Annotated in this window: 8 protein-coding genes; 4 read left to right on the top strand and 4 right to left on the bottom strand. The window is 71.6% G+C overall.

What is annotated here, in order from left to right; all coding sequences use genetic code 11:
- Positions 1–4 precede the first annotated feature (4 nt).
- The gene (locus tag ACFC02_RS13610) at positions 5–1,189 is read right to left on the bottom strand and encodes a TadA family conjugal transfer-associated ATPase (protein ID WP_376356164.1); all 1,185 of its coding nucleotides are present in this window, start codon (positions 1,187–1,189) and stop codon (positions 5–7) included.
- Between the two features lie 89 nt (positions 1,190–1,278).
- Positions 1,279–2,382 carry a septum site-determining protein Ssd gene (gene ssd, locus ACFC02_RS13605; protein WP_376356084.1) on the bottom strand — a complete coding sequence of 368 codons (1,104 nt, stop codon included), beginning with the start codon at positions 2,380–2,382 and terminating at the stop codon, positions 1,279–1,281.
- Between the two features lie 592 nt (positions 2,383–2,974).
- On the opposite strand from ssd, the gene ACFC02_RS13600 reads away from it, so the two are divergent.
- Positions 2,975–3,808 (top strand): HAD family hydrolase, encoded by an 834-nt coding sequence (locus ACFC02_RS13600; protein ID WP_376356082.1) that lies wholly within the window; start codon positions 2,975–2,977, stop codon positions 3,806–3,808.
- A gap of 413 nt (positions 3,809–4,221) precedes the next feature.
- On the opposite strand, the gene ACFC02_RS13595 is transcribed toward ACFC02_RS13600, so the two are convergent.
- Complete coding sequence (locus ACFC02_RS13595; RefSeq protein ID WP_376356080.1) at positions 4,222–5,085, bottom strand: oxidoreductase; 864 nt, start codon at positions 5,083–5,085, stop codon at positions 4,222–4,224.
- 100 nt (positions 5,086–5,185) lie between these two features.
- On the opposite strand from ACFC02_RS13595, the gene ACFC02_RS13590 reads away from it, so the two are divergent.
- Positions 5,186–6,166, top strand: a complete 981-nt coding sequence (locus ACFC02_RS13590; RefSeq protein WP_376356078.1) for an ATP-binding protein — start codon at positions 5,186–5,188, stop codon at positions 6,164–6,166.
- Between the two features lie 6 nt (positions 6,167–6,172).
- Here the strand turns inward: ACFC02_RS13590 and ACFC02_RS13585 are convergent, their stop codons facing one another.
- A complete protein-coding gene (locus ACFC02_RS13585) occupies positions 6,173–7,435 on the bottom strand; it encodes a hypothetical protein (RefSeq protein WP_376356076.1) in 1,263 nt (420 codons plus the stop codon).
- A 260-nt stretch (positions 7,436–7,695) separates the two neighbouring features.
- Here ACFC02_RS13585 and ACFC02_RS13580 point away from each other — a divergent pair, with 260 nt between their 5' ends.
- Together ACFC02_RS13580 and acs are read left to right on the top strand one after the other, a co-directional pair.
- A complete protein-coding gene (locus ACFC02_RS13580; RefSeq protein WP_376356074.1) occupies positions 7,696–10,284 on the top strand; it encodes a SulP family inorganic anion transporter in 2,589 nt (862 codons plus the stop codon).
- Between the two features lie 232 nt (positions 10,285–10,516).
- A complete protein-coding gene (acs, locus tag ACFC02_RS13575) occupies positions 10,517–12,472 on the top strand; it encodes an acetate--CoA ligase (protein ID WP_376356072.1) in 1,956 nt (651 codons plus the stop codon).
- The last annotated feature ends 248 nt before the right edge of the window (positions 12,473–12,720 follow it).

Genomic DNA, 12,720 nt, shown 5'->3' with positions numbered 1-12,720 from the left:
ACGCTCACCACTTGCTCACTCCGCTCTCCGTGCAGCTCTCCGCGCCGGCCGGGCGGAGCAGGTCCCGCAGTCGCTCCCACCCCCGCTCCTCCACGAACGCCTCCGCGCTCCAGCGCAGCGCCGGTACCGTCCGCACCAGCCCGCTCGTGTCCCGCTCCAGCACCCGCACCTCGGCGATGCGCCGCCGTCCGGCGCGGTCGCGCACCAGGTGCACCACCACCGACAGCGCGGCGGCCAACTGGCTGTGCAGTGCCGCCCGGTCCAGGCCGGCCGCGGTGCCCAGCGCCTCCAGCCGGGCCGGGACGTCCGCCGCCGCGTTGGCGTGGACCGTGCCGCACCCGCCCTCGTGCCCGGTGTTCAGCGCCGCGAGGAGATGGACCACTTCGGCGCCGCGTACCTCGCCCACCACCAGCCGGTCCGGCCGCATCCGCAGCGCCTGCCGCACCAGGTCCTCAAGCGTGACCAGGCCCGCCCCTTCCTGGTTGGCGGGTCTCGTCTCCAGGCGGACGACGTGCGGATGGTCGGGACGCAGTTCGGCGGAGTCCTCGGCCAGCACGATGCGCTCGCCCGGCCCGACGAGCCCCAGCAGCGCGCTGAGCAACGTGGTCTTGCCGCTGCCGGTGCCACCGCTGACGAGGAAGGACAGCCGTGCCCCGACGAGTGCCCGCAGCACGCGGTCCCCGCCCGGCGGCACCGTGCCCGCGGCGACCAGTTCGCCGAGTGTGAACGCGCGGGGCCTGACGACGCGCAGGGACAGGCACGTGCAGCCGACGGCGACCGGTGGCAGTACCGCGTGCAGCCGGGTGCCGTCGGGCAGGCGGGCGTCGGCCCACGGCCGGGCGTCGTCCAGTCGCCGTCCGGCCACGGCGGCCAGGCGCTGCGCGAGACGGCGCACGGCGGCCGCGTCGGGGAAGGCGACGGCGGACCGCTCCAGGCCGCCCCCGCGATCCACCCAGACCTGGTCGGGAGCTGACACGAGGACGTCGGTCACCGCGGGGTCGGCGAGCAGCGGCTCCAGCGGACCGCTGCCGATCAGCTCGGAGCGCAGCCGCTCGGCCGCCCCGAGCACTTCCTCGTCGCCGAGCACCCGGCCCTGTTCGCGCAGGGCCTGCGCCACGCGCGCGGGGGTCGGCTCGGCCCCGCTCTCGGCGAGCCACTGGCGTACGCCGTCCAGGAGCCGGGCCGGCATCCCCGGCGGGTCGACGGCGCCGGGCGCTCGCGGCCGGTCCGCCGCCGCGCTCCGCCCGGCCGTCGGCCACCGCTGTCCGGACGGCGCCCTCATGCGGCACCCGCCTCGATCAGCGCCCGCTCCCAGAAGGCCGTGCAGAAGCGGGCCAGTGGTCCGCGCGCCGCCGCGCCGGGCGGTGTCCTGCCCCCGCCGGGGCGCCGCAGCGCGGACTCCACGGGCACCTCTCCCGCCAGCGGCAGTCCGAGCAGCCGGGCCACCTCGCGGTCGTCGAGGCCGGGTGCGTACGGTCCGCGTACCGCCACCCTCAGGTCGCGCAGGACCATGCCGGCCGCGGAGGCCACCCGGGAGGCGGCTGCCACGGCGCGCAGTTCGGCCGGGACCACGAGCAGTCCGATGTCGATCTGCGCCAGTGCCTCGGCCGCGCCTTCGTCGATCCGGCGGGGCAGATCGACGACCACGGCCCCGCCGCCGCGCCGGGCGGCGGCCAGCACCGCGCGGACGGCCCGCGACGGGACGGTGACGCAGTCGCCGCGGTCCCAGCTGAGCACGCGCAGCGCGTGCAGCTCGGGCAGTGACTCCTCCAGCGCGCCGCCGCCCACTCTGCCGCGTGAGGTGGCGAAGGCCGGCCAGCGCAGCCCCTCGGCCGTCTCCCCGCCGAGCAGCACGTCGAGCCCGCCGCCCAGCGGATCGGCGTCCACGAGCAGCGTGCGCAGACCCTCCCGCGCAGAGGTCACGGCGAGCGCGCAGGCCAGCGTGGAAGCCCCCGCGCCGCCACGCCCGCCGATGACGCCCACGGTGAGCGCGGGCCGGCCCACGCCCTCGGCGACGTCGGCGATCCTGTCGACCAGCCACTGCTCGCCGTCGGGCAGCACCAGCACGTGGTCGGCGCCGATCTCGACAGCGCGCCGCCAGACACCGGAGTCGTCCTGGTCCCGGCCGACCAGCACGACCCCCCGCCGGCGCAGGGCTCCCCGCACCCGCTGCGCGGCGTCGTCGCCGACCAGCACCAGCGGGGCCGCCTCCCAGCTGCCCCGGCGCTCGGGTACGCCGTGGTGCACCTCGGGTGTGGCGCCCGCCGCCGCGCACAGGCGCAGCAGGTCGTCGAGGAGTTCGACGTCCTCGGTGACGATCAGTGGCCCGCCCTGCCGTCCTGCGGCGCCGGACGGCGGATCGTGGGTGACAGTTGTGGCCATGGGCCGTTCCCCCTTCGCTGCAACTTCCGCGCGGCCCCTGCGGCCTCGCGAATCCCGGACATGTGAAGAACCGGCGAACGGCGCCCATATGGGCGGCCGATACGAACCGGCCATACGCGCCCGACAAACGGAACCGGCCATGAACTCCGCCGCGAGCGGTGCGCGCAGGAATCACGGTGCAGCGAACCGGAAAATGATGTGGATCTTGGTCGAAATCTGTGGACAACTCGACCGTTGTGAAAATGGCCGTCACCCAAACCAGTGACCCCTGTGCTGGTTCTCGTACGACTTCCGCAGCGCAGCCTCGCGGCTACCGAGAGTGACGGATCTGCGGGCCCGCACAGGAACGGAGCAAGCGGGTGCCGCGCGGCCCCTGGCGGCCCAGAGCGCGTGGAGAGGAGGGAAAAACCCATCCGGACATGCGACGACCCCCGCCGGGGGGGAGAGCGGGGGTCGTCTCCACGGCCGACTCGGGGGGGGAGGAGTCGGACCGGGTTAGCACGGTCGCGAACGATCCGTGACTTCCATGGTGTACCCGAGAGCCCTCTCAGGCAAACCCACGCGCCCAGCTTACGCCGAATGGGCTGCCCCTATGCTCGACGTCGCGGAAAACCACTCCTTGCCCCGCACAGCGGCGTTCTTTGATCTGGACAAGACGGTCATTGCGAAGTCGAGCACGCTCACCTTCAGCAAGTCGTTCTACCAAGGTGGCCTGATCAACCGCAGGGCTGTCCTGCGGACCGCATATGCCCAGTTCGTCTTCCTCGCAGGCGGCGCCGACCACGACCAGATGGAGCGCATGCGCGAGTACCTGTCCGCGCTGTGCCGCGGCTGGAACGTACGCCAGGTCAAGGAGATCGTCGCCGAGACGCTGCACGACCTGATCGACCCGATCATCTACGACGAGGCCGCCTCCCTCATCGAGGAGCACCACCGCGCCGGGCGCGACGTGGTCATCGTCTCCACGTCGGGCGCCGAGGTGGTCGAGCCGATCGGCGAACTGCTGGGCGCGGACCGGGTGGTGGCCACCCGGATGGTGGTGGGCGAGGACGGGTGCTTCACCGGTGAGGTGGAGTACTACGCCTACGGGCCCACGAAGGCGGAGGCGGTCCGCGAGCTGGCCCGGTCCGAGGGTTACGACCTCGCCCGCTGCTACGCGTACAGCGACTCGGCCACTGATGTGCCGATGCTGGAGGCCGTCGGGAATCCGCACGCCGTCAACCCGGACCGCGCGCTGCGCAGGGAGGCTCTCGCGCGCGGGTGGCCTATTCTCGACTTCCACCGGCCGGTGCGGCTCAAGCAGCGGCTGCCCGCGCTCTCCGTACCGCCCCGCCCGGCCCTCGTCGCCGCGGCGGCCGTGGGAGCGGCCGCGGCCACCGCCGGACTCGTCTGGTACGCGAGCCGCCGGCGGGGCACGCTCGCCTGAGCCGTGGCTTCCGGGCCGGAACTCCATTTCGTCGACCGGCCGACGAGACCGTCCGGTTACGCCCTGTTTGAACGTAAAAGTAAAGAAGTGAGGGCAAGGGTTCCGCTTGTCACCCGCGTGCAGTACAAAGGACTCAACGGCCCGCGAGACCTGAGGACATCCGAAAGGATCACCCTTATAACGCATTCGGCCCCACGGACCGAGCATGGACACCGGGCACCCACGCGACGTCGACCCGTCGATTACGGGCCAGCCGCACCAGGTGACGGGCGAAGTTCCCGACCTGATGGGCGACATATCGAGGACGCTTGGTAACGCGGTGGACATGCCAGCGGCGGTACGAGCACTCGTACCGCCGCAACCCTCTTCCCGGCCGGATCCGCCCCGGCCGCAGCCCCATTCGGCGTCCCCGCCTACGCCGCCCCGCGCTGCAGTGCCTCGCACACCGCCGTCGACTCGCGCGCCCCCAGCTCGACCGCCCTGGCGCAGTGGGTGATCCAGGCCGCCATGCCGTCCGGGGTGCCGGAGACGTACCCGTCCAGGGCCGCCAGATAGGCCGCCCTGCCCAGTTCGGCGTGGCCCACCTCGGCCGGGCAGACCGACTTCGGGTCCAGGCCGCTGCCGACCAGGACGATGCGTTCGGCGGTGCGCGCGATCAGACCGTTGCGGGAGACGAAGGGGCGCAGCGCCAGAAGTTCGCCGTGCACCACGGCAGCCGTCACCAGGGCGGGTGCGGAACTGCCCGCGATGATCAGCTCCGACAGGCCTTCCAGACGCCCCGAGACCTCGGCCGCGCCGGGCGGCGGCAGCTCGACCAGCGGCTCGTCGACACTCTCGCCCGCCTGGCGCGGCCGTCCGACGCTGTCCTCCTTGCCGGCCGCGGCCACCAGGTGGAGCCGGGCCAGCACCCGCAGGGGCGACTGCCGCCAGATGGAGAGCAACTGACCGGCCTCGGCCGTCAGCCGCAGCGCGGCGCCAAGCACGCGTGCCTCGTCGTCGCCGCTGAAATCGGTCCGCCGGCGCACCTCCTCCAGAGCCCAGTCGGCCCCGGACAGCGCCGCGGAGCCGCGCGCGCCGCGCAGGGCGGCCTCGGCGGTGACGGCGTTGCTGCGGCGCCGCATGATCCGGTGTCCGTAGACCCGGTCCACGGCCTTGCGCACGGACTCCACGGCCTCGGCCACCCCGGGCAGCGCCGCGAGGGCGGCGAGGGGGTCCTCCCCGTTCGGAGTCGTCCGCGGGCTGGGCGGCGGACCGGCTGACGCGCCTGTCGTACTCATGAGTAAGACCCTACGCACCCGGGTGCCCGCTTCCCCGAAGGAGTGGTCTTCTTCACGCAACCTGCCACGTACAGCTATCTCCGCACTACGCTTCGTGAACATGAAAATTGCTTTCGTCGGGAAGGGCGGCAGCGGGAAGACCACGCTGTCGTCCCTCTTCATCCGCCACCTGGCGGCGACCGGGGCGCCCGTCGTCGCCGTCGACGCCGACATCAACCAGCACCTGGGAGCGGCGCTGGGCCTGGAGGAGGACCGTGCGGCGGAGCTGCCCGCGATGGGTGACCGGCTCCCCCTCATCAAGGACTACCTGCGCGGCAGCAACCCGCGCATCGCCTCCGCCGAGACGATGATCAAGACGACACCGCCCGGCGAGGGATCGCGGCTGCTGCGCGTGGCCGAGAACAACCCGCTCTACGACGCCTGCGCACGGCACGTGGAACTCGACGGCGGCGCCGTCCGTCTGATGGTCACCGGGCCCTTCACGGACGCCGACCTGGGGGTCGCCTGCTACCACTCCAAGACGGGAGCGGTGGAGCTGTACCTGAACCACCTGGTGGACAGCCGCGACGAGTATGTCGTGGTGGACATGACAGCAGGTTCGGACTCCTTCGCCTCCGGCATGTTCACCCGCTTCGACATCACGTTCCTCGTCGCCGAGCCGACTCGTAAGGGGGTCTCCGTCTACCGCCAGTACAAGGAGTACGCCCGCGACTTCGGCGTCGTCCTGAGGGTCGTCGGCAACAAGGTGCAGGGCCAGGACGACCTCGACTTCCTGCGCGCCGAAGTCGGGGACGACCTGCTCGTGACGGTCGGGCACTCCGACTGGGTGCGCGCCATGGAGAAGGGCCGCCCGCCCCGGTTCGAGCTCCTGGAGGGCGCCAACCGCCGCGCCCTGCGCACCCTCCAGGTCGCCGCAGACGCCACCTACGAACTGCGCGACTGGGAGCGCTACACCCAGCAGATGGCGCACTTCCACCTGAAGAACGCCGCCTCCTGGGGGAACGAACGTACCGGGGCCGACCTGGCGGCCCAGGTCGACCCCGGTTTCGTCCTGGGCGAGGGCGTCACCGCCTCCGTCTGACGATCGCTACGGCTTCGGTGCCCCGGGGACTCCCTTGGGCGCCGGGGCCGGGCGGCCGGACAGGAAGGACGCCCAGCCCTGTTTGGGGGCTTCGCCGACCTTCAGCCCGCGCAGCTCGGCGAGGGTCTGCGGGTCCTGGGCGTCGAGCCAGTCCGCCAGCTGATGGAAGGAGACGCAGCGCACGTCGGGCTTGTTGCAGACCTCCTTCACGACCTCCTCGACGGCGCGCATGTAGGTACCGCCGTTCCACGACTCGAAGTGGTTGCCGATGACCAGCGGCGCGCGGTTGCCGTCGTAGGCCCGGTAGAAGCCCTTGAGCAGGCCGTCGCGCATCTGGTCGCCCCAGTAGTCGAACTTGTCGGGGTCGCCCTGGGTCTGCGTGCCCGACTGGTTGACCATGAAGTTGTAGTCCATGGTCAGTTGCTCGAAGGTGTGCCCGGGGAAGGGCACCAGCTGCATCGACAGGTCCCACAGGCCGCTGCGCTTCTTCGGCCACACCTGGTCGTTCACACCGCTGCTGTCGTAGCGGAAGCCCATCTGGCTCGCCGCCTTCATGAAGTTCTTCTGACCCTCCAGGCAGGGGGTGCGGCCGCCGATCAGCTCCTTGTCGTAGTCGAAGGGCAGTGCGGCGGCCTTCTTCAGACCGCTGGTGGTCTTCCAGGTCTTCACGAACTGCTTGGCCTGGTCGATCTCGCTCTTCCACTCATCCACCGACCACTGGCCGACGCCGCCGTCGGGGCCGCAGAAGTGGCCGTTGAAATGGGTGCCGATCTCGTTGCCCTCCAGCCACGCGAGGCGTACCTGCCGGGCGGTGTCGGCGATGCCCTGCTCGTCGTTGAAGCCGATGTCCGAACTGCCCTGGACGTGCTGCGGCGGCCGGTACAGATCACGTTTCTCCTTCGGCAGCATGTACACACCGCTGAGGAAGAACGTCATCTTCGCGTTGTTCTCCTCGGCCACCTTGCGGAAGTGGGAGAACAGCTTCTGGCTGTCCTCGCCCGCACCGTCCCAGGAGAACACGACGAACTGCGGGGGCTTGTCACCCGCCTTCAGCCGCTCGGGCCTGGGCAGGTGGGGCTGGGCCCCGGTGTACGAGGTCGACCCGTCGCCGATCAGGCGGACGGCGCTCCCGGGCGCCTGCGCGGCCTTCGGTGCACCGTGCGCGCCGTGCCGCTCGGGCGCGTCGGTGCCGCTCGCACAACCGGCGAGCGACGAGGCACAGGCCACGGCGGCGACGACGCTCGCGGCGATCCTCTGGTTGGCGGCCATGTTCCGCCCACCTTCTTCCTTCTCTCGTCCAACGCCGAGACGGCGTGTGCTGGTGCTGTGCCGGCCGTGCCGACAGCGCCGTCAAGGTCGCACGTGGGGTGAGAAGGGATTAATACGACAAGCCGATAAAAGGCTCACTTCACCCGCCAAGGTGATTCAGTCCCCCATTTGCCCAGAAAATCTATGTGAGGACTTTACGTTGCATTACCTTTACTTTACCCAATCTTGCATTCGCCTTCTCCCGCAAGGAGAGCAGAGACATGTCAGCCTGCGTCCCCACCCACACCGGCTCCGCGCGGACCGAGCGCTCCCACCCGCCTCACAGCCCGCCTCCGCCGCGGCGCCGCTCCCGTGTCGCGGGCGCCGACCTCTCGGCCGCCGTCGCGGTCTTCCTGATCGCCCTGCCGCTCTCCCTCGGCATCGCCCTCGCCACCGGCGCCCCGCTCCAGGCCGGGCTGGTGGCCGCGGCCGTCGGCGGGCTGGTCGCCGGACGCCTCGGCGGCTCCCCGCTCCAGGTCAGCGGGCCCGCAGCCGGGCTCACCGTCGTCACCGCGGACCTCATCCACCGCTACGGCTGGCGAACGACGTGTGCCATCACCGTCCTCGCCGGCCTGGCCCAACTCGCCTTGGGCTGCCTGCGGGTGGCCCGCGGCGCCCTCGCCGTCAGTCCCGCCGTCGTGCACGGCATGCTCGCCGGCATCGGGATCACCATCGCCGCCGCCCAGCTGCACATCGTCCTCGGCGGCAGCCCCCGCAGTTCCGTGCTCGGCAATGTGCTCGCGCTGCCCTCCCAGTTGTCCGCTCCCGACCCCGCCGCGCTCGCCGCGGGCGCGCTCACCCTGGCACTCCTGCTGTCCTGGCCCCGGCTGCCGGGCCGCACCGGGCGGCTCCTGCGCACCGTGCCCGCCGCGCTCGTCGCCGTCGCCGGGGCCACCGCGATCGTCTGCCTCACCGGGCCGGCACTGCCCCGGGTCGACCTGCCGTCCTGGCGCAGCCACGCCCTGGCCGGCCTGCCCGAGGGGCCGGTCCTCGGCCTCGCCGCCGCGGTGTTCAGCACCACGCTGGTGTGCAGTGTGCAGTCGCTGCTCGGCGCCGTAGCCGTGGACAAGCTGGTGGCCGGCCGCCCGGGACCGGCTGTTGGTCCAGCCCGCTCCGACCTGGACCGGGAACTGCTCGGCCAGGGCGCCGCCAATGTCGTCTCCGGCGCGCTCGGCGGCCTCCCGGTGGCGGGGGTGGCGGTGCGCAGTTCGGCGAACGTGCGCGCGGGGGCCGTGAGCCGGAACTCCACGATGCTGCACGGCGTTCTCGTAGTGATCGCCGCGCTACTGCTGGTCCCGGCCCTGGAGTTCATCCCGCTCGCCTCGCTCGCCGCCCTCGTGATGACCGTCGGCATCCAGATGGTCTCCCCGCGCCACATCCGTACGGTGACCCGCCACCGGGAAGTCCCGGTGTACGCCGTGACCACCCTCGGCGTGGTGACGCTGGGCGTCCTGCAGGGCGTGGCCCTCGGGGTCGCCGTGGCCGTCGCCGTCGCCCTGCACCGCCTCTCCCGCACTCGCATCACCCACGACGAGCAGGAAGGAGTCCATCGTGTCCGGGTACGAGGGCAGTTGACGTTCCTCGCGGTGCCCCGGCTCAGCCGGGCCCTGCACCTCGTCCCGCACGGAGCGGACGCGGTCGTCGAGTTGGACGGCTCCTTCATGGATCACGCGGCGTACGAGGCCCTGTCCGACTGGCAGCGCACTCACACCGCGCAGGGCGGCTCCGTCCGGCTCACCGGCCGCCGCACGGCTGGATTCCGCATCGTCGAGCCGGCCGGACCGGCCGGTGTCGGATGCCACTGCGGTCCGTGGACGCCCTGGCGCAACCACCAGTGCCCCGGCCACGTTTCCCGCTCCGGCGTTGCAGCCCTTTCCGGACCTCCCACCGCTTCCGAACCGGCCACTGCTCTCGGACCCGCCGCGCCTCCGGAACTCGCCGCGTCTTCAGAACACGCCCCGCCTTCGGAACCCACCGCGCCTTCGGAACACTCCACCGCTTCCGGTCCGGCTCCTTCGCCCGGCCCGGGCAAGGAGCAATTGGCGCGTGGCATCAGCACGTTCCGGCGGACCACCGCTCCCCAGGCGCGGGACGAGCTGACGCGACTGGCACGGGAGGGGCAGCAGCCGACCCAGCTCTTCCTCACCTGCGCCGACTCACGGTTGGTCACCTCGGCGGTCACCGCCGGCGGCCCCGGCGACCTCTTCGTCGTACGGAACGTGGGCAACCTCGTGCCGCTCCCCGGGCGGGACGGCGGGGACGACTCGGTGGCCGCCGGGATCGAGTACGCGGTGGACGTGCTCGGGGTCCGCTCCCTCACGGTGTGCGGCCATTCCGGGTGCGGCGCCATGCAGGCCCTCCTCGGTACGGGGCCAAGCCAGGGCTCCGGCGCGGGCTCCGGCAACGGCTCCGGCTCCGGCTCCGGCTCCGGCTCCGGCTCCGGGGGCAGCGGTACGCCGCTCGGGCGGTGGCTGCGGCACGGAGCCGCCGGCCTGGAGCGGATGACCGACGGGGACGGCACCGGCCCGCTGTTGGACGGCCGACGCCCCACCGACGCGGTCGAACGACTGTGCCTGACCAACATCGTCCAGCAACTGGAGCACCTGCGGGCCCACGACTCCGTGGCCCGGGCGCTGCGCGAGGGCGCGCTGGAGCTGCACGGGATGTACTTCGACGTGGCCGAGGCGCGGGCGTATCTGCTCACGGAGACCGACGGCAACGGGAAGGAGGCCTTCATGCCCGTAGAAGTGCAGGCAGAGGCAGAGTCGGAGACTGCGGAATCGGCGACGGGCCTGTCCAGCGCAGTGTGAGAATGATCAACCGGCCGACCCGACGACACGCGTCTGCGAGGCATGGCCCCCCTTGCTTGCGGGGGCCATGCTGAACCTGGCCGTCACCCGCCGCCCGCCGCCGACCGCCGGGACCGGGTGAGTACACCGCAACAGGTCTAAACCAATTGCCCGTCGGCCCTTGTCATCCGGCCCCCGGGTCTGATGAGCTGTGGTCTGGGACACAACGGACACCCTGGGAAAGGGAGATGTCGTGAGCAACGAAAGCCTGGCCAACCTTCTTAAGGAGGAGCGACGCTTCGCGCCGCCTGCTGACCTGGCCGCCAACGCCAACGTCACGGCAGAGGCGTACGAACAGGCCAAGGCTGACAGGCTCGGCTTCTGGGCCGAGCAGGCCCGTCGGCTGACCTGGGCCGAAGAGCCGACCGAGACCCTCGACTGGTCGAACCCCCCGTTCGCCAAGTGGTTCAAGGACGGCACGCTCAACGTGGCGTACAACTGCGTGGACCGGCATGTGGAGGCCGGACACGGGGACCGCGTCGCGATCCACTTCGAGGGTGAGCCCGGCGACAGCCGTTCCATCACCTACGCCGAGCTGAAGGACGAGGTGTCCAGGGCGGCGAACGCCCTGACCGAGCTGGGTGTCCGGAAGGGCGACCGGGTCGCGATCTACATGCCGATGATCCCGGAGACCGCGGTCGCGATGCTGGCCTGTGCCCGCATCGGTGCGGCGCACTCCGTCGTCTTCGGCGGTTTCTCCGCGGACGCGCTCGCCACCCGCATCCAGGACGCCGACGCCAAGGTCGTGATCACGGCCGACGGAGGCTACCGCCGCGGCAAGCCGTCCGCGCTCAAGCCGGCCGTCGACGAGGCGGTCGGACGCGTGGAGAACGTCCGCAACGTGCTCGTGGTCCGCCGCACCGGCCAGGAGGTCGCCTGGGACGACAGCCGCGACCTGTGGTGGCACGAGGTCGTCGGCCGGCAGTCGGCCGAGCACACCCCGGAGGCGTTCGACGCCGAGCACCCGCTGTTCATCCTCTACACCTCGGGCACCACGGGGAAGCCGAAGGGCATCCTGCACACCTCCGGCGGCTACCTGACCCAGGTCGCGTACACGCACTGGGCCGTCTTCGACCTGAAGCCGGAGACGGACGTGTACTGGTGCACCGCCGACGTCGGCTGGGTCACCGGCCACTCGTACATCGTGTACGGGCCGCTGGCCAACGGCGGCACCCAGGTCATGTACGAGGGCACGCCGGACACGCCGCACCAGGGCAGGTTCTGGGAGATCGTGCAGAAGTACGGCGTCACGATCCTCTACACGGCGCCGACCGCGATCCGTACGTTCATGAAGTGGGGCGACGACATCCCCGCGAAGTTCGACCTGTCCTCCCTGCGGGTGCTCGGCTCGGTCGGCGAGCCGATCAACCCCGAGGCGTGGATCTGGTACCGCAAGAACATCGGCGCGGACCGCACCCCGGTCGTCGACACCTGGTGGCAGACGGAGACCGGCGGCATGATGATCTCCCCGCTGCCGGGTGTGACCGAGGCCAAGCCGGGCTCCGCGCAGCGCCCGCTGCCCGGCATCAGCGCGACCGTCGTCGACGACGAGGCGAACGAGGTGCCCGACGGCGGCGGTGGCTACCTGGTGCTCACCGAGCCGTGGCCGTCGATGCTGCGCACCATCTGGGGCGACGACCAGCGGTTCATCGACACCTACTGGTCCCGCTTCGAGGGCCTGTACTTCGCCGGTGACGGTGCCAAGAAGGACGACGACGGCGACATCTGGCTGCTCGGCCGCGTGGACGACGTGATGCTGGTCTCCGGGCACAACATCTCCACCACCGAGGTGGAGTCCGCGCTCGTCTCGCACCCCTCGGTCGCCGAGGCGGCCGTGGTCGGCGCGGCGGACGAGACCACCGGACAGGCGATCGTGGCCTTCGTCATCCTGCGCGGTACGGCCGCCGAGACCGACGACCTGGTCAACGACCTGCGCAACCACGTGGGCAGCACGCTCGGCCCGATCGCCAAGCCGAAGCGGATCCTGCCCGTGGCGGAGCTGCCGAAGACCCGCTCCGGCAAGATCATGCGCCGCCTCCTGCGTGACGTGGCGGAGAACCGGCAGCTCGGGGACGTGACGACCCTGACGGACTCCACCGTCATGGACCTCATCCAGACGCAGCTCCCGGCGGCGCCCAGCGAGGACTGACGCCAGGACCGGCTCCGGGCACGACGGGCTCAGCGGCCCGCTCCGAGCACGACCGGCTCCAGGGCCCTGGTCCAGGACCGGCTCCCGGACAGGCCCAGGACTGGGAACAGCGCGAAAGGGCACCCCGCGGAAGCGACGCCGGGTGGCCGTTGGCGCGCGCCGCGCCCCCCATGGGCGGTCTCTTATACACAAATACGAGCCCACCAGACCGCGGGATATCGGGTATGCCGTCGTGTGCGTGGAAAAGG

It is taken from the genome of Streptomyces sp. NPDC056160, assembly GCF_042268205.1.
Classification (GTDB): Bacteria; Actinomycetota; Actinomycetes; order Streptomycetales; family Streptomycetaceae; genus Streptomyces.
Note: the sequence above shows the minus strand (reverse complement) of the source record. Positions and strands in the feature narration are given on the sequence as shown.